This window comes from Caballeronia sp. AZ7_KS35 (assembly GCF_023631045.1).
GTDB lineage: Bacteria > Pseudomonadota > Gammaproteobacteria > Burkholderiales > Burkholderiaceae > Caballeronia > Caballeronia zhejiangensis.
Map to the genome: position 1 here is coordinate 64,379 of NZ_JALQDV010000003.1, position 26,290 is coordinate 90,668.

The window sequence follows — 26,290 nt, forward strand, 5'->3', positions numbered from 1 at the left end:
TGCGGAATCATTACAAATCGCGGACGTCCGCCGTCGGGGTGTCGCCGAATGCGTCGCTCAGGAGATAATCGACGACCTTGCGCGCCGACGCCTCGGGCGTTGCGAGATGGCCGTCGCGCTTGAGCGCGTCGAAGCGCTCGCGCATCGGGAAGCGTTCGAGCGCGGTGCCGCGGATTTCGGCCTGCATGTCGGTGTCGACGACGCCCGGCGCGACGCTGCAGATGCGCAGCGCGCGATTGCCGTCGAGCGCGACCGCGCGCGCGTGATGATCGAGCGCCGCCTTGGTCGCGCAGTAGATGCTCCAGCCGGGGTAAGCGTTGCGCGCCGCGCCGCTCGAAATATGCACGATGCGTGTGTCGATCGACGGCCCGGCCGCCTGCGCCACCGCCGACGCAAGCATCAGCGGTGCGGCGACGTTCACACTGACCGCGCGCGCGACGTCGGCCGGCTTCTGATCCGCGAGACTGCCGACCGGCGCGAGCAGGCCCGCGTTGTTGACGAGCACCACGCGTTGCGCGCCGGACACGAAGCGCGACAGGGCGTCGCCCGACAGCCATTCGGTGAGCTTCGGGAGATCGGCGAGATCGAGCTCGACTTCGTGCAACTGACCGGGATGGCGCGCGGCGAGTTCGTCGTTGCGCTTTCGGGAAATCGCGAGCACTTGCGCGCCTTGCTCGAGCAGCAGCGAAGCGAGCGCGGCGCCGAGTCCGCGGGTGTGGCCGGTGAGGATGACGCGAATCGGTTCGGACATGAGCGTGGTCGGGTTGGCTGAAGTCGTCCGATTCTATCGACAAGCGCGGCGGGGCGCCGGCTACGCCAAAACGCGCCATTCCCGCCACAGGAGCGAGCGGGGAATACGGTCGTTCGTTGGTTCCTGGACACAGATGCGATCCGGCATCTTCTTTTGACTGACAAGCTTCTTCACAAAATTGACAATCGATCTCAAACAAGAATCATCGGAGCCTGCCATGCCGAATCGCCGCAAAGCATCCCGAGCTGCGTCGTCGATCTCCGAGTCCGATCACCTTGCCGCGCGCAACAATCGCTCGCTGACTTGCTGCATCGCGGCTTGCGCGACCTTCATCGGCTTGCCTGCGGCGTCGTGGGCTCAGAGCTCGGTGCAGCTCTACGGTGAACTCGACGCGGGCATCGCTTATACGAACAACGTCGGCGGCCACTCGCAATATCGCCTGACGAGCGGCACCATCGACGGCAGTTACTGGGGACTGCAAGGCACCGAGGATCTCGGTGGCGGCGCGCGCGCGATCTTCCGGCTCGAGCGCGGCTTGTCCGTCGCGACGGGCGAGGGGCTGAACGATCATCCGATGTATGTCGGCATCGGCACCGATACGCTCGGCACGCTCACCTTCGGCCATCAATACGACTCGATCCACGATTACTTCCAGACCTTCACGCTGACCGGCAACACGGGCGGCACGGCGTTCGCGCATCTGCTCGACAACGACAATGCGAACAACTCGTTCCTCGCGGCGAACTCCGTCAAATACACCAGTGGAAACTATGGCGGCCTGAGTTTCGGCGGTCTCTACGCGTTCTCGAATCAAGCGGGCGGATTTTCGGACAATCGCGCGTACAGCGTCGGGGCCAACTATTCGGCGGGCTCCTTCAACGCGGGCGCCGCCTATCTGCACAACAACGGGCGCGGCAACACGACGAGCGGCGCATACGATTCGCTCGCGCTGCCCGGCCCGGGCAACACGATATTCAACGCCAACGTGCAGCGGCAGAACACGTTCGGCGTCGGCATGAGCTACGAGATCGGCGAATTCACGTTGGGCGGCGCATTTTCCCGCGCGATCAATTCCGGCGTCACCGATGCCGACACCGGCGAGCTGATGCCATCGCTCGCGCTCAACAATTACGAGATCAACGGCATCTACAAGCTGACGCCGGCGATTCAGATCTCCGGAATGTACGTGTACACCAACGGCGGCGGCGCGCACTGGCACGAGGGCGCGCTGCAGGTGGACTATCTGCTCTCCAAGCGCACGGACGTGTATCTGGAGTCGATCTATCAGCGCGCTTCGTCGGGCGCGCCGGCGGTGATCAACACCAACGATCCGTCGAGCGGCCGCAATCAGCTGATGTTGAGCACGGGCATCCGTCATCGTTTCTGACCATTCTGCGGGCGTCGCGCGCGTGCTAATTTTGCGGTTTGTTTTGCGCCGATCCGCAGGTGTCCCATGTCGCTCCAGACTTTCTCGCTGTTCCTGCCCGCGTGCTTCGCCATCAACATGGCCTTCGGGCCGAACAACGTGCTGTCGCTGTCGAACGGCGCGCGCGATGGCGTTCGCGCGTCGGTGCTGGCGTCGTTCGGGCGGATCGTCGCTTTCGCGATCATGATCGCCATCGCCGGGCTCGGGCTCGGCGCGCTTTTGCTCGCATCGCAGACGCTCTTCACGGCGATCAAGTTCGCCGGCGCGGCGTACCTCGTGTGGATCGGCGTGAAGCTGATCCGCTCCGGACCTTCGCTCGTCGTCAAGGAGGAGGGCGCGGCGCGCGGTCCGATGAATCTCGCGCGGCTTACCAAACAGGAATTCTGGGTCGCGGCGGGCAATCCGAAGGCGATCCTCGTATTCACGGCCTTCTTCCCGCAATTCGTCGATCGCAGCGCGTACGCGACGAGCTTCGCCATTCTCGGCGCGACGTTCCTGCTGCTCGAACTGGTGGCGATCTTTATTTACGCCGCGCTGGGCGCGCGCCTTGGCTCGCTTTCGCGCGGCGCGCGCGGTTTCACATGGTTCAATCGCGTGAGCGGGGCGCTGATGATCGGCTTCGGCGTGATGCTCGCGTTCGTGCGGCGGCCCGCGACCTGATTCAGCGACTTTCGGGATCGATTTAATCGCGCGAATTATTACATTGAGTCATAGTCGATAACCGCGCATTAATTCTCGCGACAAATTACGCCAATCGCAGAATCCGAGAACTTTGCGTTTCGCTTGATTTACCCGCCATGCGAGAAAGCGGCGACGAAACGTCGCGCGCCCGCATTTTGCCGATTACCCGAAACTTCCTTGCCTCGCGCGTCGAGGAAAGCGAACGCCGCGCGTGCGCCGCTGATTCAGGATTCGATAGCAATCGAATGTCTCCGATTTGCGATAATCGCGTGTTTACCGCGGATAATCGCCCAGCTATTCATCTGATCATTTCGCGGACTATTCGCTCGTTTCGTCATTACGTGCAATCGGTATCTCGAAATGCGCCGATTCGCTTACGCCGTTTGAAGGATTTTTTCCGATGCTAACTCACTCGTCCCGCGCCTCGCAGACGCGCTCGTTCACGACCGTCTTTCTGATCGAAATGTGGGAGCGCTTCGGCTATTACGGCATGGCTGCGCTGCTCGTGCTGTTCATGGTCGACAAGATCGGTTTCGCCGATGAGCACGCCAACCTCACCTGGGGCGCGTTCACCGCGCTCGTGTTTTCGGCGCCGTCGATCGGCGGCTGGATCGGCGACAAGATACTCGGCGCGCGCCGCACCATGACCGCGGGCGCTTTCGTGCTGGCGCTCGGCTATCTGATGCTCGCGCTTCCGGTCGACACGCTCGGCTTCATGTATGCGTCCCTCGGCGTGATCGTCGTCGGCAACGGGCTCTTCAAGTCCAACGCGGCGAATCTCGTGCGCCGCATCTACGAGGGCGATGACGCGCGCATCGACAGCGCGTTCACGATCTATTACATGGCGGTCAATATCGGCTCGACGTTTTCGATGCTCGCGACGCCGTGGATCAAGGATCACTGGGGCTGGCACGCGGCGTTCGCCGTGTGCTGCGGCGGCATGGTGCTCGGCCTGCTGAATTTCGCGGTGATGCGCCGCACGCTCGCGCACATCGGTTCCGCTCCGGACGACCAGCCGATTCGCTGGAAGCACGCGTTCGCGGTGGCGGCGGGGAGCATCGCGCTGGCGGCATCGACCGTATTCATCCTGCAGCACAAGACCGTGGCGGTCGCGTGTGTCTACGCGGCGGGCGTGGCCATTCTGGCGATCTTCGGCTACATGTTGATCAAGTGCGACCGCAGCGAGCGCGCGGGCCTCGTCGCCGCGCTGATCCTCACGTTGCAGGTCATTCTCTTCTTCGTGTTTTACCAGCAGATGTCGACATCGCTCACGCTGTTCGCGCTGCGCAACGTCGATCCGTCGTTCTCGATCGGCAACGCAGAGCTGTTCACGTGGAGCGCGGCGCAGTTTCAGGCGCTCAACCCGATCTGGATCATGCTTCTGAGCCCGATTCTCGCGTTCCTCTACACGCGACAGGCGCAGCGCGGCCGCGGCATGTCGGTGGCCTTGAAGTACGCGCTCGGCTTCGTCGTCGTGGCGATCGGATTCTTCGTGTTCGGTCTGAGCGGGCATTACGCGGTGGATGGGCGTGTGTCGTCGTGGTTCATGGTGGCGGGCTACGGTCTCTATTCGCTCGGCGAACTGCTCGTGTCGGGCCTCGGCCTCGCGATGATCGCGCGCTACGTCCCGGCGCGCATGAGCGGCTTCATGATGGGCGCGTATTTCGTCGCGACGGGCGTGTCGCAGTATCTCGGCAGCGTCGTCGCCAATTTTGCGCGCATGCCGTCCGGCAACCTCGAACCGGTGCAATCGCTGCCGCTCTATACGCATCTCTTTTTCGGGCTCGGCTGGCTGGCCGCGGGCGGCGCGGCGGTCGCCATGGCGCTCCTGCCGGTGCTCGGCAGACTGTCGCGGGCGCATCAGCAGGCGGTGGAGCAGGCCGTCAACGCCGCCGCGAACGAACGCGCGACGCCGGCAGCAACGTTGAGTACAAACAACGTTTGACTTCGGGGAATGCTTCGGTCTATAATTTAATTCTTCAGACGCGGGGTGGAGCAGTCTGGCAGCTCGTCGGGCTCATAACCCGAAGGTCGTAGGTTCAAATCCTACCCCCGCAACCAGTTTCAAAAAGCGAAGAGCCCGGTTCAGCCGGGCTCTTCGCTTTTGTGCGTTCGTTTCTTCTTCGTTCTCAATGGCGCAGGTCCGGCAGCGAAAAAGCGCGACCGCTCATCCGACCGAAAATTTCCTTCCCAAGCACGAAAAGCCTGCATGAGCTTTGTGCTCATGCAGGCTTTGTGCGATCTTGCCAGCTTTAATCGATTGGGGCGCTACGATAGTGGGCGAATCCGCGAGCTTTCACGCGACCTGCGCGTGAAACCGCGACCCGATCGATCTCAGGTTGCGATGCCGATCTTGCCTAAGCAGACGAGGGCGCGATGCCCTGCGTCGATCAATAGAACTTCTTCGGCAGTTGCGCGCGACGGATCTGCTTGCGCAGACGAGCGACAGCAGCAGCTTTCTTGCGCTTGCGCTCGGTGGTGGGCTTTTCATAAGCCATGCGCGACTTGAGCTCTTGAATCAGGCCCGTGCGTTCGACGGTACGGCGAAAACGACGCATGGCGACGTCGAAAGGCTCGTTCTCTTTCAACAGTACTTTAGTCATTGAAATCTCGGTTGATCTGGCCCTGCCAGAATTTAGGGCAAAACGCAATTGTACACTTTTTGAGCGTGACCCTGCACGCACTTTGTACGAAAGCATGCATATGCGGACTCGGGAATCACATCGTAGGTCGTTGAATCGAGACGACAATCCCGGAATACCCGCGCTCAGAATCCGCGCGAGCGAGGAGGCCTTCGATCGGGCTCGGCTCGGCGCGCGTCCGGCTGCTCGATCGTCACGTCGGACAGGGCGAGCGCGACGCACGGCAGAATCCAGCGTTCGGCTTTTTCCTCCGCGGTGAGTCCCGGCCATTCCACGCGATACGCGATCTCGCCTTCGACGATCCGGCAGATGCACGCACGGCAGGTGCCGTTGCGGCACGATCGCGGCAGCGACAGATTCGCCCGCAGCGCGGCTTCGAGCAGCGTCTCGCCGCCTTTCACCGCGACGAAGTGTCCGGCAGGCTCGATGACCATCGCGAAGGCGCGCGGCTCGTCGTCATTCACGCCTGTACCTCGACGTTCGCGCGGCCGTTGGTGAGATCGCGCAATTCGGCGACGGCCGGCTCGCGCGCGATCGCGGCCATCCGCACGACGAGGCGCACGGTCATCCCATATTCGCTTTGCACGAGTTCGGCGTCGTGCTGCTCGATCCATCGGCGCACGCGCGCTTCGTCGGCATAGTCGATGTCGATGCCGATCAGCCCGCGCTCGATGCGCTCGACGCGCTCGGCCAACTGCATCGCGCTTGCGATCGCATCGGTGTAGGCGCGCACGAGGCCGCCCGCGCCGAGCTTGATGCCGCCGTAATAGCGCACGACCGCGGCCAGCACGCCATCGACTTCGTGATGCCGCAGCACTTCGAGAATCGGCCGTCCGGCGGTGCCGGAAGGCTCGCCGTCGTCGGACATGCCCGACTGGCCGCCCGCGAGCAGCGCCCAGCAGACATGCGTCGCGCCCGGATGCTCGGCGCGCAGGCGCTCGAGCTCGCGCATGGCTTCGTCGCGATCCGCGACGGGTATCGCGAGCGCGATGAAGCGGCTCTTGCGGATGTCGATTTCAGCGCTGACGGAAGCGGCGAGAGTGTACGTTGGCAAAGCGGAAAACGCGCGGGAGGCAAATATCGAATCATAGCCGCTCGACGCGGCCGGTCATGCCGCCACGTCCGAGCCGTCTTTCAGCGCGCGCTGCATGAGCACTGTATCGACCCATCGTCCGTGCTTGAAGCCGACGTCGCGCAGCACGCCGACATGTTCGAACCCGAGCCGCGCATGCAGCGCGATCGAGCCGGCGTTGCCGCTGTTGCCGATCACCGCGATCATCTGCCGCCACGGTCCGCGCTCGCATCGTTCGATGAGCGCCGTGAGCAGCGCGACGCCGACGCCGCGGCGACCGAAACCATCGGCGACGTAGACCGAATCTTCGATCGTATGCCGGTAAGCCGAGCGCGGCCGGTATGCCGACGCATACGCATAGCCCGCCAGCCGTCCGTCCCGCTCCGCGACGAGATACGGCAAGCCCGCCGCCGCGATGGCCGCGTGACGCGCGCGCATGTCGTCGACCGACGGCGCGATCTCTTCGAAAGTCGCGAGCGCGTTTTCGACGTAGTGCGAGTAAATGCGCGCGATGGCGTCGAAGTCGCCTTGCGCGGCGTCGCGCACGAGCGGTCGGGAGGAAACGTCGGAGGCCATGTCTGTCGTTCGATGCAAGGAAAACGCGGTTTCTGGTCTGGCCATTTTCGCACGGTGCATCGGCGGCAAAAAAAGCTTGCGCGGGCCGTGCGGAAGACCACCAAAAGGCAGCGTTTTCGGGCAAAGAAAACGTTGAATCGAGCGATGCGCGACCCCTACACTAAGTCGTTTGTCCGAGACTCGGGCGCGGCGCAACGCACGCCGGCCACGTCGGACAGGAAATACACAACGCGCGCGCGACAGTCTTTGCGCCGCGGTCCATAAGACGCAATGAACAAAATTCAACGTGGGGCGCTGGCGGCGCTTCTGATCGTCATCGTGGGAATCGCGGCGCTGGCGCCGGCGGGGATCGGCTTTTTGTTCGCGCAGCGCAGTCAGCGGCATGACGAGACCGCGCGCCTGAACACGGTCGCGGCCGCCGCGCTCTTTCGCGCCGAAGATGTCACGCGGCGGCTGTCGGGCGCGCTCGGGGAAATCGGCAAAGTGGCGGCCGTGCCGTGTTCGACGCCGTATCTGCAGGAGTTGCGACGCATCGCGCTCACGCACGAGCAGGTGCGCGACGCCGGCGCTTACGATCGCGACGGCCGCTGGCAATGTTCGTCGCTCCTGGGCGCGGTGTCGGCGGGCGTGCTCGACGGCCTCACGCTGCCGCCGCCCGACTGGCGCTCGCGCGACGGCGTGATGGCGTGGTACGGGCTGTCACGTCTGCCGGGCGGCAAGTCTTCGCTCGTGATGGGGCGCAACGGCTTCTACGTCGCCGCCGATCCATCGCTTTACGTCGACACGCTCGACGCGAACGACGAGGTCGCGAGCGGCGTCGCCGTCATCAACACGGAAGTGAGCCGCGTGATCGCGACCACGCCCGCCACCGACGCCAACGCGATCCTCGCCGTCTATCGCACCGAGCCGCCCGTGCGCGACGACTCGCCGTACGTCGTGCGCCGTTCCGTGTCGATGCCGCTCGCGGTCGTCGTGAGCGCGCCGCATCAGACGCTGCGCCAGCGCCTGCGCACGCTGCCGTGGGGCTGGCTGCTCGGCGGCGTCGTGGTCGGGCTCGCGCTCGCGAGCTGGGCGGCGTTCTTCTTCGTGCGACGGCTCTCGCCGCGCGGCCAGTTGAGCGATGCGGTGCGGCGGCATCAGTTCATCGTCGCGTATCAGCCGATCGTCGATCTCGCCACGCGGCGCTGCGTCGGCGCGGAGGCGCTCGTGCGCTGGAAGTATCACGATCGCATCGTGCGGCCCGATCATTTCATCCCGCTCGCGGAGCATCAGGGGCTGATCCAGGCGATCACCGATCAGGTGCTCGACACGATCCTGCTCGAACTCGGCGACTTTCTTAAGCGCTACCCGGAGTACTACGTGTCGGTGAATCTGTCCGCGCCGGATCTCACCACGCATCGCTTTCTCGACGTGCTCGGCCCCGCGATCGCGCAGCAGGGCGTGCGGCCGGAGCAGATTCACATCGAGGCCACCGAGCGCAGCTTTCTCGACGCCGATGCCGCCAAGGAAGTCATCGGCGCGTTTCGCGAAGCGGGCCATGCCGTCTATCTCGACGATTTCGGCACCGGTTATTCGAGCCTCTCGCACTTGCAAAACTTTCGCATCGACGGCCTGAAGATCGACAAGTCGTTCGTCGATACCGTCGGGCAGGACGCGGCGTCGAGCAGCGTCGCGTCGCACATCATCGACATGGCCGCGACGCTCGACGTGCAGGTGATCGCCGAAGGCATCGAGCGTGAGGAACAGGCTGCGTATCTGCTCGCGCGCGGCGCGCGGTTCGGGCAGGGCTGGCTGTTTTCAGCGCCGCTCACGGCCGCGGAATTCATCCGCTACGCGGGCAAGACGCGCGCCGCTTGATCGGCCTCGATTCGTCCTTATCTACGATGTTTCCTGACGAGGCCCGATCATGACCACTCCGATGAACGACCCGACCGCCACCGCTTTCCTGCGCGACGTGCGGCATCCGCTGCTCGTGCTTCATCGCAGCGTGCTTGCGCATTTGCGCGCGCGCCACGAGGCCGAGTTCGGGCCGACGTCGCCGGGCGAATTCCTGCAGATCGTGATCAACGGATCGGCGTATCGTTGGCTTACGCCGTTCTCGACGCTCATCGCCGCCATCGACGACGTCCTCGACGACGAGGAAGCCACCGCCGACGCGCGCATCGCGCACGCGCAAGCCGTCATCGACATGTTCAGCGCCGGCACGCGCGACCCGGCATTCGCCGAACAATTCCTGCCTTTGCTGCAGGACAGCCCGGAGATCGCCGTGGCGAACGGGCAGGTCGCGCAACGCGTGCGGGACGTCGCGCGCGCGTAAATGGCGTGATCGACGGGCGCGCGGTCTATCGAAAATGCGACCTGAAAACCGCAATTTCCGGATTCCGCGCGCATCGGGGTTTTCCTGTCTGTCGCGTGCGAACAGCGTTGCGCGGCGGGCCCGTGGCCGCGTGACGGCTCACCGCGTCGTCGTGCTGCATCGCAGCAAAGACGTTTCATCACAATTGAGCGATTAATTTTCGCTTGCGAGTATCGCCGCCAATCGCCGGAGCGCTCGTAGTCGCGCTCCGCTTCTTTCAACGAAGACGATGGAGGCGACTCTTGATCCTGTACGGCTTCGGCCCGCTCCTCTGGGCGGGCGCCAAAGAGACGCTCGCGCTCGCGGTGCTGTCTCTCGCGGTATCGGTGCTGCTCGGCTTGGCCGGCGCATCCGCGAAACTTTCGCGTCACGCGCCTTTGCGCGCCGTCGCGACCGCATACACGACGCTCATCCGCTCGGTTCCCGACCTCGTGTTGATGCTGCTGCTCTTCTACAGCATTCAGATCGCGATCAACAATGTCACCGATGCCTTCGGCTGGAGTCAGTTCGACATCGATCCGTTCACGGCCGGCGTGCTCACGCTCGGCTTCATCTACGGCGCGTATTTCACCGAGACGTTTCGCGGCGCGTTTCTGGCGGTGCCGCGCGGGCAACTCGAAGCGGGCAGTGCGTACGGCATGAGCGGCATGCGCGTGTTCGGCCGCATTCTCTTTCCGCAGATGATGCGTTTCGCGCTGCCGGGCATCGGCAACAACTGGCAGGTGCTCGTGAAGGCGACGGCGCTCGTGTCGATCATCGGTCTCGCGGATGTCGTCAAGGCGGCGCAGGACGCGGGCAAGAGCACGTTCAACATGTTCTTCTTCATCCTGATCGCGGCGCTGATCTATCTCGCGATCACGAGCGCATCGAACCTCGTGTTGATGGCGCTCGAGCGCCGCTATTCGATCGGCGTGCGGCACGCCGAACTCTGACTCCTGCCAGCGAGCAAAAAGCCATGATCCAGATCTTCGCCGAATGGTGGCGTCCGTTCCTGTATTCCGACGGCATGCGCGCGTCGGGCCTCGTCGTCACGTTGTGGCTGCTCGCGGCGTCGATCGCGCTCGGCTTCTGCGCGGCGGTGCCGCTCGCCTGCGCGCGCGTATCGCGCAACCGCTGGCTTTCGACGCCCGTGCGCCTCTACACGTACGTGTTTCGCGGCACGCCGCTTTACGTGCAACTGCTGCTGCTCTACACCGGCATGTACAGCCTGGAATTCGTGCGCACGCAGTCCCTGCTCGAAGCGTTTTTCAAAAGCGGCTTCAATTGCGCGATCCTCGCGTTCGCGCTCAACACCTGCGCCTATACCACCGAAATCTTCGCCGGCGCGATTCGCGGCATCGCGCACGGCGAAGTGGAAGCGGCGCGCGCATACGGCATGAGCACCTTCACGATGTATCGCCGCATCATCCTGCCGTCCGCGCTGCGGCGCGCCTTGCCTTTGTACAGCAACGAAGTGATCCTGATGCTGCACGCGACGACCGTCGCCTTCACCGCGACCGTGCCGGACATCCTGAAGGTCGCGCGCGATGCGAATTCGGCTACCTATCAGTCGTTCGAATCGTTCGGCATCGCGGCGCTGCTGTATGTCGCGATCTCGTTCGCGCTGGTCGCGGCATTCCGGCGCGCCGAGCGGCGCTGGCTCGCGTATCTGCGGCCGGCGGGCGCGGTGCGCGCTGTGCGTCATTAACGAGCGGTAAAATTCGAAGCCATGCGTCACACCCTGTCATCACCCGAGGAGAAAGCGTTGCAGCCAACCGCCAAAGACGTCGCGACCAAGCTCGTCGCCGAGGACATTCACAAGCGCTACGGCGACAACGAAGTGCTGAAGGGCGTCTCGCTCGCGGCCAAAGCGGGCGATGTGATCAGCATCATCGGCGCGAGCGGCTCGGGCAAGAGCACGTTTCTGCGCTGCATCAACTTCCTGGAGCGGCCGAACGCGGGGCAGATCATCGTCGATGGCGAAGCCGTTCGCACCAAGACCGATAAATCCGGCAATCTCGAAGTCGCGGATCACAAGCAGTTGCAGCGCGTACGCACGAAGCTCGCGATGGTCTTCCAGCACTTCAACCTGTGGTCGCACATGACGGCCATCGAGAACGTGATGGAAGCGCCGCTGCATGTGCTCGGCATATCGAAGAAGGAAGCCGAGGATCGTGCGCGCGAATATCTCGAGAAAGTGGGCCTGCCGCCGCGCGTCGAGAAGCAGTATCCGTCGCATCTGTCGGGCGGTCAGCAGCAGCGCGTCGCGATTGCGCGCGCGCTCGCGATGCATCCGGATGTCATGCTCTTCGACGAACCCACGTCCGCGCTCGATCCCGAGCTCGTCGGCGAAGTGCTGAAGGTGATGCAGCGTCTCGCCGAAGAAGGCCGCACGATGATCGTCGTTACGCATGAAATGGGCTTCGCGCGCAACGTGTCGAATCACGTCATGTTCCTGCATCAGGGACGCACGGAAGAAGAGGGCGCGCCGTCCGAAGTGCTGAGCGCGCCGAAGAGCGAGCGTCTGCGCCAGTTCCTGTCGGGCAGCCTCAAGTAACGTGACGCTGCAAGTTGCGATCGTCGCGCTGCCGCCGGTGTCGATGAGCGGCATTGGGCCGATCATCGACAGTCTTTCGCTCGCCAATGAAATCGACGGGCATCGTCTCTACGAATGGCGCATCTGTTCGTGGGACGGCCGTCCGGTGCCGCTTTCGGGCGGCGCACAGCTTCCCGCCGATTGCGCGTTCAACGACGCCGTGCGTTGCGACTGGCTCATCGTCGTGTCGGAGCGCTATCAGCAGTTCGCCGATTACCGGCTCTTTCTCGCGAGCCTCGCGCGCGTCGCGCCGCGTACGCCGCTCGTTTCCGGCATTCATCACGGCGTATGGTGGCTCGCGATGGCCGGGCAGCTTTCGCAATATCGCGTCGCGGTGAACTGGGAAACGTATCAGCAGTTCACCGAGCAGTTCGAGCGCGCGATCGTCAGCCAGCAGATTTTCGAAATCGACCGCGATCGCGCTACTTGTTCCGGCGGGCAAGCGGCCATCGATTTCATGCTCGCGATGATCGCGCGCGATCACGGCCCGGACCTCGCGGAGCGCATCGCGGATTCGCTCGGCATCGGCACCTTGCGCGCGGGCACGGAGCGTCAGCGCATTCCGTTCGTCACGGCGCCGGGCGAGCGGCATCCGCGCCTGAACGACGCGCTTCAACTGATGGAAGCGAATATCGAAGACCCGCTCGCCACCGATGAAATCGCGAATCTCGTCGGCATTTCGCGCCGGCAGCTGGAGCGGCTTTTTCGTCAGTATCTCGGCGCGATGCCGTCGAAGTATTACCTCAATCTGCGTCTCACGAAGGCGCGCACGCAACTGCAGCGCACGAGCAAATCGGTGGTGCAGATCAGTCTCGCGTGCGGGTTTTCATCGGCGGCGCATTTTTCCAATGCGTATCGCGACCGTTTCGGCGTGACGCCGCGCGAGGAGCGCCGTAACTGGATCGAAAAGCAGCGCGGCGGCGCGATCGACGAACCGCGCGGCGGCGCGCTGATCGAGCCGCCCGGCGCGGCATAGAAGCTGCACGGTATCTGCGGAAAAGCTCATCGAAGCATGTCGCGAACGCGCAAGACGGAACGCGGGCGATTGCCTAATATCGACGTAATGCTCAAACCGAGGAGTGGCTCATGACCGACATCAATGTGAATCGCGGTACGTTCGACGAAGTAATGGTTCCGGTGTTCGCGCCGGCCAATTTCGTGCCCGACCGGGGCCGCGGCTCGCGCGTCTGGGACACCGAAGGCCGCGATTATGTCGATTTCGCCGGCGGTATCGCGGTGACGGCGCTGGGCCACGGTCATCCGGAACTGCTGAAAGTACTGCACGAGCAGGGCGAGAAGCTCTGGCACATCGGCAACGGTTACACGAACGCGCCGGTGTTGCGCCTCGCGAAACGCCTGACCGATCTCACCTTCGCCGACCGCGCGTTCTTCGCGAATTCGGGCGCGGAAGCCAACGAAGCGGCGCTGAAGCTCGCGCGCCGTTACGCAATCGACAATCACGGCGACGACAAGATCGAAATCATCTCGTTCACCCAGTCGTTCCACGGGCGCACGTTCTTCACGGTGAGCGTCGGCGGACAGCCGAAGTATGCGGAAGGCTTCGGTCCGCAGCCGGCGGGCATCCGTCATCTGCCGTACAACGATTTGCCGAAGGCGCTGGAAGCCATCGGGCCGAAGACGTGCGCGGTCATCGTCGAGCCGGTGCAAGGCGAAGGCGGCGTGCTGCCCGCCGATCCCGCGTTTTTGAAGGGCTTGCGCGAAGCCTGCGACAAGCACGGCGCGCTGCTGATTTTCGATGAAGTGCAGACCGGCGTCGGCCGCACCGGCACGTTTTACGCGTACATGCAGTACGGCGTGACGCCGGACATCCTGACGAGCGCGAAGGCGCTGGGCAACGGCTTTCCGATCGGCGTGATGCTGACCACGAACGACATCGCCGCGCACTTCAAGGTCGGCGTGCACGGCACGACTTACGGCGGCAATCCGCTCGGCGCGTCGATCGCGGAGAAAGTCGTCGAACTCATCAGCGATCCGAAGCTGCTCGAAGGTGTCGCCGAACGCAGCAAAGCGATCAAGGCGCATCTGGAGCGCATCAACGAGCGCTTCGGCATGTTCAGCGAGATACGCGGACGCGGCCTGCTGATCGGCGCCGAACTGAACGACAGCTACAAAGACCGCGCGAAGGACGTACTCAACGCGGCGGCCGCGAACGGCGTCATCATGCTGATCGCGGGGCCGAACGTGCTGCGCTTCGCGCCGTCGCTCATCATGCCGATGGCCGATCTCGACGAAGGCTTCGCGCGCATCGAAAAGGCGATCGAGCAGGTCGTCGGCACGGTTGCGGTCAAGTGACCAACGGAATCCGATGATGCTCTTCGTCCGCCCCGCAAGACTCTCCGATCTCGACGAGCTCGAACGCATGGCGCGCGCCGCGCTGCCCGTGCTGCACTCGTTGCCGCGCGACCGGCGCGCGCTCGAAACGCGCGTCGCGCTCTCGGAAGACTCGTTTCGCGCCGAAGTGGAATTTCCCGGCGAGGAGTTCTATCTCTTCGTGCTCGAAGACTCGCAGACAGGCAAGTTGCTCGGCACGTCGAGCATCGTCGCGTCGGCGGGGTATTCCGAGCCGTTCTACGCGTTTCGCAACGATGCGCTGATTCACGCCTCGCGCGAACTCAAGGTAAACCGAAAAATCCACGCGCTCACGATGTCGCACGAACTGACGGGCAAGAGCCGTCTGACGGGCTTTTATATCGATCCGTCGTTGCGCGACGAAGCGAACGAAGCGGCCGCGCATCTCTTGTCGCGCGCACGCATGATTTACATCGCGGCGAATCGCAAGCGCTTCTCCAGCGAAGTCTTCTCGCTGATGCTGGGCGTCACCGACGAATCAGGCGCGTCGCCGTTCTGGGACGCGGTCGGACGCAAGTTCTTCGGCCGCGACTTCGAACAGGTCGAATCGGAATCGGGCGGACGCAGCCGCACGTTCATCGCGGAAGTGATGCCGAGCTATCCGCTCTATGTGCCGCTGCTGCCCGGCGATGCGCAGCGCGTGCTCGGCGAGCCGAACGAAAGCACGCTGCTCGCCTACGACATTCATCTCGAGGAAGGCTTCGAGCCGGATCGTTACGTCGATATTTTCGATGCCGGTCCGGTGCTGACGATCGCCGTCGACAAAAGCGCGTCGGCGAGTTCGGGCGAATTGCGCGCCGTGCGCGATGCCGCCGTCGAAAGCGGCGCGCCGTATCTCGTCGCGGCGGGCGGCGCGCATGCGTTCCGTTGCATCGTCGCGGGACTCGCGGGCACGCGCGCGGACGGCGCCGAATTGACCGCACAGGCGCGCGATGCGCTCGGCGTCGAAGACAAGGACACGGTGCGTTGCGTGCCGTTGCATCAGGCATCGGGAGAATTGCAATGATCGTCGTGCGATGCACGCAGCCGGGCGATGTCGACGCGCTCGTCGCGCTCGCCCAGGAAACGGGCCCGGGCCTCACCACGTTCAAGCCGGATCGCGGCGCGCTCGCGGCACGCGTCGAACGCGCGCGCCGCACGCTGACCGGTGAAGCGCAAGCCTTCGAAGCAGGCTATTTCTTCGTGATGGAAGACACCGCGACCGGCGATGTCGCGGGCGTGTGCGGCATCGAAACGGAAGTCGGGCTGGAGCAGCCGTTCTACAACTATCGCGTATCGACGGTCGTGCACGCGAGCCAGGACATGCGCGTGTGGACACGCATGTCGCTGCTCAATATCTCGCACGATCTGACGGGTTATGCGGAAGTCTGTTCGCTCTTTCTCAGCCCGCGCTATCGCACGGCGGGCGTGGGCGGCCTGTTGTCGCGCTCGCGCTTCATGTTCATCGCGCAGTTCGCGGATCGCTTTCCGCAGCGTTTGTGCGCGGAATTGCGCGGCCACTTCGACGAAAACGGCGAGTCGCCGTTCTGGAACGCGGTCGGCTCGCATTTCTATCAGATCGATTTCAACGAAGCGGATTACCTGAGCTCGCACGGCAAGAAGTCGTTCGTCGCCGAACTGATGCCGCGCTATCCGGTGTATCTGGACTTGCTGCCGGAGACCGCGCAACAGGCGGTCGGCGTCACGCACAGGGACACCGCGCCCGCACGCAAGATGCTCGAGGCGGAAGGGCTGCGTTACGAGAATCACGTCGATATCTTCGATGCCGGTCCGGTGCTCGAATGCCACATCGCGGACTTGCGCACGGTGCGCGAGAGCGTGATCGCGCGCGTGCGTATCGGCGATCGAAGCGACACGGGCAGCGATGCCAAAAGCCTCGTATCGAACACCTTGCTCGAAGATTTCCGCTGCGGCGCGACGACGGGCGCGATCGAGGACGGCGCGTTCCTGCTGACGGCGGAAGAAGCCGCGGCGTTGCGCGTGAAGGAAGGCGATCAGGTGCGCGTGCTGACTTCTCATCCGCGCGCCAAGTAAATGAGACACGACATGGATATTTCGAACCAGTTGTATATCGGCGGTGAGTGGCAGGACGGCAAGGGCGCGGCGTTTGCATCGCGCAATCCCGGCACCGATCAAACCGTGTGGCAGGGCAAGAGCGCATCCGCGCAAGACGTGGATCGCGCGGTGTCGTCGGCGCGGCGCGCGTTCGCGTCGTGGTCGGCGCTGTCGTTCGACGAGCGCGTCGCGGTCGCCAAACGCTTCGCCGCCTTGCTCAACGAGAACAAGGAAGCGCTCGCAAACGCGATCGGCCGCGAAACCGGCAAGCCGCTGTGGGAAGCGCGCACGGAAGTGGCGTCGATGGCCGCGAAGGTCGATATCTCCGTGCAGGCGTATCACGAGCGCACCGGCGAAAAGCGCGCGCCGATGGCCGATGGCGTCGCGGTGCTGCGGCATCGTCCGCATGGCGTCGTCGCCGTGTTCGGGCCGTACAACTTTCCGGGGCATCTGCCGAACGGACATATCGTGCCGGCGCTCATCGCGGGCAATACGGTCGTGTTCAAGCCGTCCGAACTCGCGCCCGGCGTCGCGGCCGCAACCGTCGCGCTGTGGATTCAGGCTGGCTTGCCCGAAGGCGTGCTCAATCTCGTGCAAGGCGAAAAGGACACGGGCGTCGCGCTTGCGAATCATCGGCAGATCGACGGGCTTTTCTTCACCGGCAGCTCGGATACCGGCACGCTCTTGCACAAGCAGTTCGGCGGACGTCCCGAAATCGTGCTCGCACTGGAGATGGGCGGCAACAATCCGCTCGTCGTCGCGAACGTCGAGGATGTCGATGCCGCCGTGCATCACGCGATTCAATCGGCGTTTCTGTCGGCGGGCCAGCGCTGCACCTGCGCACGCCGTCTCTTCGTCCCCGACGATGCCGTCGGCGAGCGCTTCATGCAGCGCTTCATCGAAGTGAGCGCGAACATTCGCGTCGGGAAATACGACGATGAGCCGCAGCCGTACATGGGCGCCGTGATCTCGGCGCGCGCGGCGGCGCGTCTCGTCGATGCGCAGACGCGTCTGATCGAAGCCGGCGCGAAGCCCGCGCTCGAAATGAAGCAGCGCGCGGCGCATCTCGGCTTTGTCTCGCCCGCGATCCTGGACGTGACGAACGCGCGCGACGTCCCCGACGAAGAGCACTTCGGCCCGATGGTGCAGGTCACGCGCTACAAGACGTTCGACGAAGCCATCGAGCGCGCGAACGACACCGCTTACGGCTTGTCCGCGGGCCTGCTCGCCGACGACGAATCCGCGTGGAAGCATTTCCAGCGCACGATCCGCGCGGGCATCGTCAACTGGAACCGGCCGACCAACGGCGCATCGTCGGCGGCGCCGTTCGGCGGCATCGGACGTTCGGGCAATCAGCGGCCGAGCGCGTACTACGCGGCGGACTATTGCTCGTATCCGATGGCGTCGGTGGAAAGCGCGCAATTGCAAATGCCGGCGAGCGTATCGCCGGGACTTACGTTCTAAGCGGCGGAAATGAACATGCTTGCAACCGAAGCGAACTTCGACGGGCTCGTCGGCCCGACGCACAACTACGCGGGACTCTCGTTCGGCAACGTCGCGTCGCGCAACAACGAGAAGTCGGTGGCCAATCCGAAGGCCGCCGCGAAGCAGGGCTTGCGCAAGATGAAGCGGCTCGCCGATCTCGGCTTTCGGCAGGGCGTGTTGCCGCCGCTCGAACGCCCGTCGATCAGGCTGTTGCGCGCCGTCGGCTTTTCCGGCGACGACGCCAGCGTGATCGCCCGCGCCGCGCGTGAAGCGCCGGAACTGCTGGCGGCGGCGAGCTCCGCATCGGCGATGTGGACCGCGAATGCGGCGACCGTGAGTCCGTCCGCGGATACGGAAGACGGGCGCGTCCACTTCACGCCGGCGAATCTCGCGGCCAAGCTGCATCGCGCGATCGAGCATGGCGAAACGCGCCGCTCGCTTGGCGCGATCTTCGCCGACGAAGCGCGCTTTCGCATTCATCACGCGCTGCCCGGCACGCCCGCGCTCGGCGACGAAGGCGCGGCGAACCATACGCGTTTTGCGCGCGAGTACGGCGAGAAGGGCGTCGAGTTCTTCGTGTACGGGCGCAGCGAGTACGGCCAGGGTTCGCAGCCGCAGCGCTATCCCGCGCGTCAGACGCTCGAAGCGAGCCGCGCGGTCGCGCGCCTGCACGGTTTATCCGCCGATGCGACCGTGTTCGCGCAGCAATCGCCCGATGTGATCGATGCGGGCGTGTTCCACAACGACGTCATCGCGGTCGGCAATCGCACGACGCTCTTTTGCCATGAGCGCGCGTTCGTCGATCAGCACAAGGTCTACGACGAGCTACGTGAGAAGCTCGGCGCGCAAGGCACGCCGTTTCACGCGCTCGAAGTGCCGGACAGCGAAGTGAGCGTCGAGGATGCGGTTTCGTCGTATCTCTTCAATAGCCAGTTGTTGTCGCGCGAGGACGGCAGGCAAGTGCTCGTCGTGCCGCAGGAATGCCGCGAGAACGCGCGCGTGGCGGCGTATCTCGATTCCCTCGGCGGCCGCAAGACGCCGATCGACGAAGTGCTCGTCTTCGATCTGCGCGAAAGCATGAAGAACGGCGGCGGGCCGGCTTGTTTGCGTCTGCGCGTCGTGCTGAACGACGCCGAGCGCGCCGCGGTGAACCCGCGCGTGTGGATGAACGACGCGCTTTTCACGCAACTCGACGCGTGGATCGACAGGCATTACCGCGATCGCCTCGCGCCCGCCGATCTCGCCGATCCGAAACTGCTCGCCGAATCGCGCGGCGCGCTCGACGAACTGACGACCATCCTCGGACTTGGTGCCGTCTATGACTTTCAGCGCTGATTCGTCCTTGCTCGAAGACTTCCTCGCCTTCACGCTCAACGGCGGGCGCCCTTCCGTCGCACAGGGCGTCGCGCCTTCGGGCGTGCGCTGGACCTGGCAGGGCGAGGGCGTGTTGCTGCTGGAACCCGCGACAGAACCGACGCATAGCGTGCTCGCGTCGGCGGGCATTCACGGCGACGAAACCGCGCCGATCGAAATGCTGTGCTCGCTTGTCGCGGATATCGCGAACGGCCGCGCGCCGCTCGTCGCGCGCATGCTCGTGATCCTCGGCAACATCGACGCGATGCGTGCCGCCGACCGCTATCTCGACGACGACCTGAATCGCCTGTTCAGCGGCCGTCATGCGGATTTGCGCGACAGCCGCGAAGCACCGCGCGCCGCTGAACTGGAAGACGCCGCGTTGAAGTTCTTCGATGGCGTCACGCATCGGAAATGGCACATCGACATGCATACGGCGATTCGCGCGTCGGTGTTCGAGCAGTTCGCGTTACTGCCGCACACCGGCGCGCCGCTCGCCCGCGCGATGTTCGACTGGCTGCGCGATGCGCGTCTGCAGGCGGTGCTCCTGCATCGCGAGAAGGGCAACACGTTCACGCACTTCACGGCGCAGCACGCGGGCGCGCTCGCCTGCACGCTCGAACTCGGCAAGGTGCGCCCGTTCGGTCAGAACGATCTCGCGCGTTTTGCCGCATCGGATGCGGCGTTGCGTCGCCTGATTGCGGGCGAGGCGGCGAAGGAAAGCGCGCCGCTGCGCGTGTTCACGGTCGTCGCGCAAATCGACAAGCAGAGCGAGCAATTCGTGCTGAACGTGGCGAGCGACGTGCCCAACTTCACCGCGTTCGCCGCCGGCACCGAGCTCGCGCGCGACGGCGATTATCGTTATCGCGTGTCGCACGACGAAGAGCGCATCGTGTTTCCGAATCCGAAGGTCAAGCCGGGCCTGCGCGCCGGCTTGATGGTCGTCGATACGACCGATTCGACGCTCGCCTCTCTCGATTGACCGGCAACGGTTCATCGATTCACTTCCCGCTGTTATCCGACGCACCGCGGGTGCGCGCTACAATCGCGCCCCGGTGTCGGATCATCACACCTGTATCGAACCGCAATGGAAGGAGATGGAAGTTGAAGAAATCGCATCTGATCGGTCGCAAGCTCGCCGCGCTGGCGGTGCTGGGCGCCGCCGTCGTCGCGTCGAACGCGCAAGCGGCCGATGACATGAAGCAACTGCGCTTCGGCGTCGAAGCGTCTTACGCCCCGTTCGAATCGAAGTCGCCGAGCGGCGAGCTGCAGGGCTTCGATATCGACATCGGCAACGCGGTGTGCGCGAAGCTGAAGATGAAGTGCGTGTGGGTCGAGAATTCGTTCGACGGTCTCATTCCCGCGTTGCAGGCGCGCAAGTTCGACGGCATCAACTCGGACATGACGATCACCGACAAGCGCAAGCTCGCCATCGACTTCACCGATCCGATCTACACGATCCCGAATCAGCTGATCGCGAAGAAGGGCAGCGCGATTCAGCCCACGGTCGAGGGTTTGAAGGGCAAACGCGTCGGCGTGCTCCAGGGCTCGATCCAGGAAACCTACGCGAAGGCGAAGTGGGCGACGGCGGGCATCGATGTCGAGTCGTATCAGGCGCAGGACCAGATTTATGCCGATCTGGCGTCGGGCCGTCTCGATGCGGCGTTCCAGGATGCCGAAGCGGCGTCGAAGGGCTTTCTGAAGCAGCCGCAGGGCGCGGGCTTCGCGTTCGCTGGCCCGGCCGTGGCGGATGACAAGCTGCTGGGTTCGGGCGTCGGCTTCGGCGTGCGCAAGAACGACAAGGCGCTCAAAGATGCGCTCAATCGCGCGCTGAAGGAGCTGAAGGACGACGGGACGATCGATCGCTTCGCGCAGAAGTATTTCGATGTGAAGGTGGTGTTGAAGTAAGGCTTCGGTTTGCCGGATGTGAGAAGCCCGCTTCGGGAGTGGTCCCGGGAGCGGGCTTTTTTTAGGTCACATCGACGGCGTGACGATCACCGTCGCCGTCGTCCCCGCACTCAGCAGCACCCCATCCGGCACTTCATCGATATGCACGCGCACCGGCACGCGCTGCGCGAGCCGCACCCAGTTGAACGTCGGGTTCACGTCGGCGAGCAGCTCGCGGCTTTGCGGATTGTCGCGATCATAGATGCCGCGCGAAATGCTCTCGACGTGCCCCTTCAGCTCGCCGCCGCTCATCAGGCGAATCGATGCCTTGTCGCCGATACGCACATGCGGCAGCTTCGTTTCCTCGAAGTATCCATAGACCCAGAATGAATGACTGTCGACGATCGCGAGCTTGGCGGCGCCCGCCGTCGCGTAGTCGCCGCGAAACACGTTCAGGTTGGTGACGTAGCCGTCGACCGGCGAGAACACTTTGGTGCGTTCGAGGTTGAGCTTCGCGGCATCGAGCGCGGCCTGCGCCTGCTGCAACTGCGCTTCGGCGGTCGATGCGGTCTGCATCGCGTTTTCGCGCGCTTCCTTCGATACGACGAGGCTGTCCATGTCGGCGCGGCGCGCGGCGTCCGCACGGCGCATGCGCAATTCGGCCGCGCGCGCGGTGACGTTCGCCTGCGCCTGCTCGACCGCGATCCGGTAATGCGACGGATCGATCTCCATCAGCAGATCGCCCTTCTTCACGAACTGATTGTCACGAACCGGCAACTGCACGACCGCGCCCGACACGTCCGGCGCCACGTTGACGACATCCGCGCGCACGCGGCCATCGCGCGTCCACGGCTCGTCCATGTAATGCACCCACAGCACGCGCCCGATGACGAGCGCGACCGCGAAAATGGCGATCGTCAAAACCAGCCCGATGATTTTCCTGAGAATCATGATGCGAACTCTTTTTCAGCTTGTATGAAGGTGATGTCGATTCAGCGATACGCGATGAGCCCGAGCGTCCCGCAAATGCAGACGAGCAGACTCGCGCGAAACAGCGCCGGATGCCAGACCACGCGATAAAGGCCCGTCAGCGCGAGCGCGCGGTCGACGACCCATGTGATCATCGCGCCGGCGATGAAGAGCAGCAGGATCGTCGGCACATAGGCTTCGAGGATCGCGACGTTACGCGGGAACATGGTCCGCTCCTTCTGGCGTGTGTTTCCGAACCGGCGCACCGTGCACGAAGGGCGCGAACGGCGATTCGTGATCGAGCAGCGCGGTCCGGACAAAATGAAGATGACTGGCGATGCGCTGCAGCCGATGCTTTTCCTCGCGCGGCAGATCGAACCGCGCGAGCACATCCCGCGTATCGTCGATCGCGCGTTCGGTCGCGGCGAGCGTGGCGTCGAAGCGCTGCGCATTCGGGCGATCGAAAAGGCGCGCGATGGCGTCGAGCGTCGCGTCGATCGAGCGGCGCCACGGCATCGACGCCGCGTACTGCGGCGCGTTCGACAGCCCTGCGATCTCGCGTCGCAGATCGATCACCGCGTTGCCGAATTCGAGCACGGCGAAGAGCCATTGCAACGCATCGCGCTGCAAGTCGGGACGTCCGGTCGCGAGCGCGTTGATTTGCGCGAGCAGATCGCGCGTGCGGCTTTCGAAGTGCGTCGTGAGACGCGTGAGACGTCCATGGCGCGCGCTCACGACTTCGCGCCGCAGATCGCCGAGCAGGAGACGCCGCAGCCACGGCGCATCGGTCGGCAGCAGGACGGCGAAGGCGACCGCCGCGACGATCATCGACAGCACGAGCGCGAGGGCATCGTTCATGTAGCCGGTCGGATCGTAGTGCACGAGATTGTCCGGCCCCGCGAGAAAGCAGAAGAAGATGCAATAGCCGATGCCCACGCCGGCGAGCGCGCGCCGCGTGCTCAGATACGCGCCGAGCAAAAGCGCGGGCGCGAGCGCGGCGCACATCATCGCGAAGCCCTCGATATGCGGAAACACGCCGAACACGACGATCATCCCGGCGACGGCCGCGAGCATCGTGCCGAGCGCCATTTGCGCGGACATGAGCGTCGGACGCGGCGACGACGACGCGAGCGCGCACACGGCCGCCGCGTTGAGCACCATCGTGCCGCCGCTCGGCCACGCCGTCGCGATCCAGAACGCGGACAGGACGAACATCACGATCGCGCCGCGCAGGCCCGAAATCGCCGCGGCGAGCAGGTTCGTCTTCGGCACGTAGCGCGCGATCCAGCGCTCGCGTTCGTGCGACGGCGAGCTCAGCGACGCATACGTTTCGGCATAGGCGAGCATGTCGTCGACGAAGCGATACAGCAGTTCCGTCGCGGTATCGAACTCCAGTTGCGCGAAGTCCGGATCCGCTTCGAGCGCGGCACGCGTCGCGCGCACGCGCCGGGGCAATGCGGCCTTGTAGTCGCGCAGTTGCGCGGCGGCGTGCGCGGCATCGGCGGCGTTTTTCACCGGTTCGCCCGATACCGAGAAGAGCGGCGGCACTTCGCGAAAGAATGGCTCCAGCGCGGCGATCGTCGTCGCCGATGCGTTCTCGCGCAGCCGGTTCATCAACTGATGCAGCGCGTGAAAGCGCGTCGACGCGCTCATGAACTCGCTGTTGAGACGTGCGAGCCGCCCGCCGCGCATCCGCGATTCGGGATTCTCGAACACGGCGACGCTGCGCGCGGCCTCGAAGCCGACGATATCCGACACGAACGCGAGATTGGTTCGCTCGATCTGCGCGCGTTCCATGTTGCCCGACAGCGCGCGGCACACGTAATCGACGAACTGCGCGAAGCGGCGGCGCACCGTCGTGCGAACCTGCTCGCCCGCGTGCTGCGGAAAGACGAGCGCGCTCACCGCGCCGGAACACACGATGCCGAGCGTCACTTCGCCGACGCGCGTGAGCGCCGACAGATACGCGGCCTCCGGATGCTGCGCCGCCGGAATGCCGATCAGCGCGGCCGTGTAACCGGCGAGCACGAAGCCGTACGAGCGGAAGTTGCGATTGCGCGCCGCGCCCGCCGTGCAGACGCCGACCCACAGCGCCGTCGCCGAGAGGAACAGCACCGGCTGCTGAGAGAACAGGCTGATGAAGATCATCATCACGACGAGACCGACCATCGTTCCGCAGAAACGATAGAAGCTCTTTGCGAGCACCATGCCGCTTTGCGGCTGCATCACGACGAACACGGTGGTCATCGCGGTGCGCGGCTGCGCCATGTCGAGGCGCATCGCGATCCACAGCGACAGCAGCGCAGCGAGCACCGCCTTGAAGATGTAGATCCACGCGAGGCCGTCGGTGCGCGCCCAGTCGAGCACGACCTCCTTGAGCGGCTGTCGTCCGATGAGAGAAGCGGGCGTCGACATGCTCAATCCCGTGCCTTGCTGAACGGCCCGATATGCTTCGACGGCGCGAGCGCGGTCTGCTGCGGCCCGTTCGACGGATCGTCGATGCCGCCGCCGAGCGCCGACGTCAACGTCGCGTAGGACGCGAGGCGTTGCGCGCGCACGCGCGCCTCGCCGTCCTGCGCCTTGAGCAATTGCGTCTGCGCGATCAGCACGTTCAGATAATCGGTGAGGCCGCGCTTGTAGCCTTCGTTCGCGAGATCGTAGTTCTTGCGCGCGGCGGCGACGGAGCGGCCCGACGCTTCGAGCTGCGTATCGAGCGAATGCACGCGCACGACCTGATCGGCGATGTCCTTGAGCGCGGCGACGAGCGTCGCGTTGTAATGATCGACGGCCTGATCGTATTGCGCCGATGCCGCGCCGAGCTGCGCGCGCAGGCGTCCGCCTTCGAAGATCGGCAGCGAGATCGCGGGGCCGAAGCTGTAGCCGGATGCGTCGCGCGTCAGGAACGAGAGCAGCGCGCCGCCCGCGAACGCCTGCGTCAGCGACGCAGCGAGATTGATGTTCGGATAGAACCCGGCCTTCGCGACATCGATGCCACGCGCTTGCGCGGCCACCATCCAGCGCGCCGCGACGATATCCGGCCGATGTCCGACGAGTTCCGCCGGCAGCGCGGAGGGCAGGGGGAGCGGCGTGGCGAGCGACAGGTCGGGACGCGTGAGCGCTTCGCCCGCGCCGGGGCCGTCGCCAGCGAGCGCCGCCAACTGGTTGCGCGCCAGTTGGATCTCTTCCTTGTAGACATCGACCTGACGTTCGTACTCGGGCAAGGGCGCTTCGGCCTGGCTGACTTCGAGCTGCGTGCCGAGACCGCCTTTCAAACGTCGCCGCGCGAGATCCGCGATGCGCTCCTGCTGCGCGAGCGTCTGCTCCGCGATATCGAGCAGCGCGAACGACTGCGAAAAGCCGATGTACGCGCGCACGACGTTCGTTTCGAGTTCGAGTTGCGCGGCGCGGGCATCGGCGGCGCGAACGTGTGCGACGTCCAGCGCGCGCTCGGCGTTGTTGTCGTCGCGATGCCAGAGATCGAGGTTGTACGACAGCGACAGGCCCGCGGTGTTGTCCCAGGTGGTCGTGTCGGCGTACGTGCCCGGGCCGTAGAAATCGTTGTTGGGCCAGTTCTTGCGAGCGATGCTCATCGAGCCGTCGACGTGCGGCAGCAACTCGGAGTGCGCGACGCCCGCCTGTTGCTGCGCTTCGCGCACGCGCGCCGCGGCCATCGCGAGCGTGGGGCTGCCGGCGGTCGCGCGTGCGATCCACGCGTCGAGTTGCGGGTCGCGATAGGCGCGCCACCATTGCTCGGCGGGCCATTGGGCGTCTGCGTTGGCGGCGCGAATGGCGCTGCCGGCATCGAGCGTCGCCGCGTCCGTGAGGGAATCCTGCGGCGCGATTTTGCCCGTGCTTGCGCATCCACCGATTGTTAATAGTGCTGCAAGAACGGCCGCGCCTGCAGCGCTTCTGGACAGTCGTCCCCGCACGATTCACTCCTAAAATGAATTAGATGCCAAGAAGCGATTATATTTTTGCGCAGATTGTCGAATAACCCGTAATGATGCAAAGCATTTTTACGATGGATGTGATAATCGTTGTTGTTACGCGTGTAACAATCCGAGTCACGAACGATTTTTAAGACGGAATTAG

Annotated in this window: 25 protein-coding genes and 1 tRNA gene; 17 read left to right on the forward strand and 9 right to left on the reverse strand. The window is 64.5% G+C overall.

Translation table 11 applies throughout. The features are described 5' to 3' along the window. Positions 1–10 precede the first annotated feature (10 nt). Positions 11–751, reverse strand: a complete 741-nt coding sequence (locus NCT05_RS06335; protein ID WP_008350391.1) for an SDR family oxidoreductase — start codon at positions 749–751, stop codon at positions 11–13. Between the two features lie 217 nt (positions 752–968). On the opposite strand from NCT05_RS06335, the gene NCT05_RS06340 reads away from it, so the two are divergent. The 4 genes from NCT05_RS06340 to NCT05_RS06355 all read left to right on the forward strand — a co-directional run bounded on the left by NCT05_RS06340 (position 969) and on the right by NCT05_RS06355 (position 4,919). Then, a complete protein-coding gene (locus NCT05_RS06340) occupies positions 969–2,138 on the forward strand; it encodes a porin (protein WP_250501923.1) in 1,170 nt (389 codons plus the stop codon). 66 nt (positions 2,139–2,204) lie between these two features. Next, positions 2,205–2,837, forward strand: a complete 633-nt coding sequence (locus tag NCT05_RS06345; protein WP_250501924.1) for a LysE family translocator — start codon at positions 2,205–2,207, stop codon at positions 2,835–2,837. Positions 2,838–3,258: 421 nt separating this feature from the next. Then, positions 3,259–4,803 carry a peptide MFS transporter gene (locus NCT05_RS06350; RefSeq protein WP_250501925.1) on the forward strand — a complete coding sequence of 515 codons (1,545 nt, stop codon included), beginning with the start codon at positions 3,259–3,261 and terminating at the stop codon, positions 4,801–4,803. Between the two features lie 39 nt (positions 4,804–4,842). Next, positions 4,843–4,919: transfer RNA gene (locus tag NCT05_RS06355), tRNA-Met, on the forward strand. 329 nt (positions 4,920–5,248) lie between these two features. Here the strand turns inward: NCT05_RS06355 and rpsU are convergent. The 4 genes from rpsU to NCT05_RS06375 all read right to left on the reverse strand — a co-directional run bounded on the left by rpsU (position 5,249) and on the right by NCT05_RS06375 (position 7,148). Then, complete coding sequence (gene rpsU / locus NCT05_RS06360) at positions 5,249–5,461, reverse strand: 30S ribosomal protein S21 (protein ID WP_006999077.1); 213 nt, start codon at positions 5,459–5,461, stop codon at positions 5,249–5,251. A 164-nt stretch (positions 5,462–5,625) separates the two neighbouring features. Further along, on the reverse strand, positions 5,626–5,934 hold the full coding sequence (locus tag NCT05_RS06365) for a 2Fe-2S iron-sulfur cluster-binding protein (RefSeq protein ID WP_033537218.1): 309 nt from the start codon (positions 5,932–5,934) through the stop codon (positions 5,626–5,628). Positions 5,935–5,960: 26 nt separating this feature from the next. Next, on the reverse strand, positions 5,961–6,554 hold the full coding sequence (locus NCT05_RS06370) for an IMPACT family protein (protein WP_250501926.1): 594 nt from the start codon (positions 6,552–6,554) through the stop codon (positions 5,961–5,963). 54 nt (positions 6,555–6,608) lie between these two features. Next, positions 6,609–7,148, reverse strand: coding sequence for a GNAT family N-acetyltransferase (locus NCT05_RS06375; RefSeq protein ID WP_250501927.1), 540 nt, complete (start codon positions 7,146–7,148; stop codon positions 6,609–6,611). Between the two features lie 270 nt (positions 7,149–7,418). Between NCT05_RS06375 and NCT05_RS06380 the strand changes: the two genes are divergently transcribed. The 13 genes from NCT05_RS06380 to NCT05_RS06440 all read left to right on the forward strand — a co-directional run bounded on the left by NCT05_RS06380 (position 7,419) and on the right by NCT05_RS06440 (position 21,250). Then, positions 7,419–9,005: an EAL domain-containing protein gene (locus NCT05_RS06380; protein ID WP_008350376.1), complete on the forward strand. Its 1,587-nt coding sequence runs from the start codon at positions 7,419–7,421 to the stop codon at positions 9,003–9,005. Between the two features lie 61 nt (positions 9,006–9,066). Continuing rightward, positions 9,067–9,465: a hypothetical protein gene (locus tag NCT05_RS06385; protein ID WP_250434589.1), complete on the forward strand. Its 399-nt coding sequence runs from the start codon at positions 9,067–9,069 to the stop codon at positions 9,463–9,465. A 281-nt stretch (positions 9,466–9,746) separates the two neighbouring features. Further along, positions 9,747–10,436, forward strand: a complete 690-nt coding sequence (locus tag NCT05_RS06390; protein ID WP_008350371.1) for an ABC transporter permease — start codon at positions 9,747–9,749, stop codon at positions 10,434–10,436. A gap of 23 nt (positions 10,437–10,459) precedes the next feature. Further along, positions 10,460–11,191 carry an ABC transporter permease gene (locus NCT05_RS06395; RefSeq protein ID WP_008350370.1) on the forward strand — a complete coding sequence of 244 codons (732 nt, stop codon included), beginning with the start codon at positions 10,460–10,462 and terminating at the stop codon, positions 11,189–11,191. Positions 11,192–11,212: 21 nt separating this feature from the next. Further along, a complete protein-coding gene (locus NCT05_RS06400; RefSeq protein ID WP_051996525.1) occupies positions 11,213–12,040 on the forward strand; it encodes an ABC transporter ATP-binding protein in 828 nt (275 codons plus the stop codon). A gap of 43 nt (positions 12,041–12,083) precedes the next feature. Further along, complete coding sequence (locus NCT05_RS06405) at positions 12,084–13,055, forward strand: GlxA family transcriptional regulator (protein ID WP_235366349.1); 972 nt, start codon at positions 12,084–12,086, stop codon at positions 13,053–13,055. A gap of 110 nt (positions 13,056–13,165) precedes the next feature. Then, positions 13,166–14,392 (forward strand): aspartate aminotransferase family protein, encoded by a 1,227-nt coding sequence (locus NCT05_RS06410; RefSeq protein WP_008350365.1) that lies wholly within the window; start codon positions 13,166–13,168, stop codon positions 14,390–14,392. Between the two features lie 16 nt (positions 14,393–14,408). Continuing rightward, positions 14,409–15,455: an arginine/ornithine succinyltransferase subunit alpha gene (aruF, locus tag NCT05_RS06415; protein WP_033537219.1), complete on the forward strand. Its 1,047-nt coding sequence runs from the start codon at positions 14,409–14,411 to the stop codon at positions 15,453–15,455. After that, entirely contained in the window at positions 15,452–16,483 is a 1,032-nt protein-coding gene (gene astA, locus NCT05_RS06420; RefSeq protein ID WP_034472088.1) for an arginine N-succinyltransferase, read from the forward strand. Before aruF ends, astA begins: the two co-directional genes overlap by 4 nt. A 12-nt stretch (positions 16,484–16,495) precedes the next feature. Next, positions 16,496–17,968, forward strand: coding sequence for a succinylglutamate-semialdehyde dehydrogenase (astD, locus tag NCT05_RS06425; RefSeq protein ID WP_250439564.1), 1,473 nt, complete (start codon positions 16,496–16,498; stop codon positions 17,966–17,968). Between the two features lie 15 nt (positions 17,969–17,983). Next, complete coding sequence (gene astB, locus NCT05_RS06430; protein WP_008350361.1) at positions 17,984–19,324, forward strand: N-succinylarginine dihydrolase; 1,341 nt, start codon at positions 17,984–17,986, stop codon at positions 19,322–19,324. After that, entirely contained in the window at positions 19,308–20,324 is a 1,017-nt protein-coding gene (gene astE / locus NCT05_RS06435) for a succinylglutamate desuccinylase (protein ID WP_175979944.1), read from the forward strand. The genes astB and astE overlap by 17 nt, the downstream gene beginning before the upstream one ends. A gap of 122 nt (positions 20,325–20,446) precedes the next feature. Continuing rightward, positions 20,447–21,250: an ABC transporter substrate-binding protein gene (locus NCT05_RS06440; protein ID WP_008350359.1), complete on the forward strand. Its 804-nt coding sequence runs from the start codon at positions 20,447–20,449 to the stop codon at positions 21,248–21,250. A 66-nt stretch (positions 21,251–21,316) separates the two neighbouring features. Here NCT05_RS06440 and NCT05_RS06445 read toward each other — a convergent pair whose 3' ends face one another. The 4 genes from NCT05_RS06445 to NCT05_RS06460 are packed head-to-tail and all read right to left on the reverse strand — an operon-like array spanning position 21,317 to position 26,127. Beyond that, positions 21,317–22,180 (reverse strand): efflux RND transporter periplasmic adaptor subunit, encoded by an 864-nt coding sequence (locus NCT05_RS06445; protein ID WP_008350358.1) that lies wholly within the window; start codon positions 22,178–22,180, stop codon positions 21,317–21,319. Between the two features lie 41 nt (positions 22,181–22,221). Then, complete coding sequence (locus tag NCT05_RS06450; protein ID WP_008350357.1) at positions 22,222–22,425, reverse strand: DUF1656 domain-containing protein; 204 nt, start codon at positions 22,423–22,425, stop codon at positions 22,222–22,224. Beyond that, positions 22,412–24,613 (reverse strand): FUSC family protein, encoded by a 2,202-nt coding sequence (locus tag NCT05_RS06455; protein WP_239294952.1) that lies wholly within the window; start codon positions 24,611–24,613, stop codon positions 22,412–22,414. The genes NCT05_RS06450 and NCT05_RS06455 overlap by 14 nt, the downstream gene beginning before the upstream one ends. Positions 24,614–24,615: 2 nt before the next feature. Continuing rightward, positions 24,616–26,127 carry an efflux transporter outer membrane subunit gene (locus NCT05_RS06460; protein WP_008350355.1) on the reverse strand — a complete coding sequence of 504 codons (1,512 nt, stop codon included), beginning with the start codon at positions 26,125–26,127 and terminating at the stop codon, positions 24,616–24,618. Positions 26,128–26,290 lie beyond the last annotated feature (163 nt).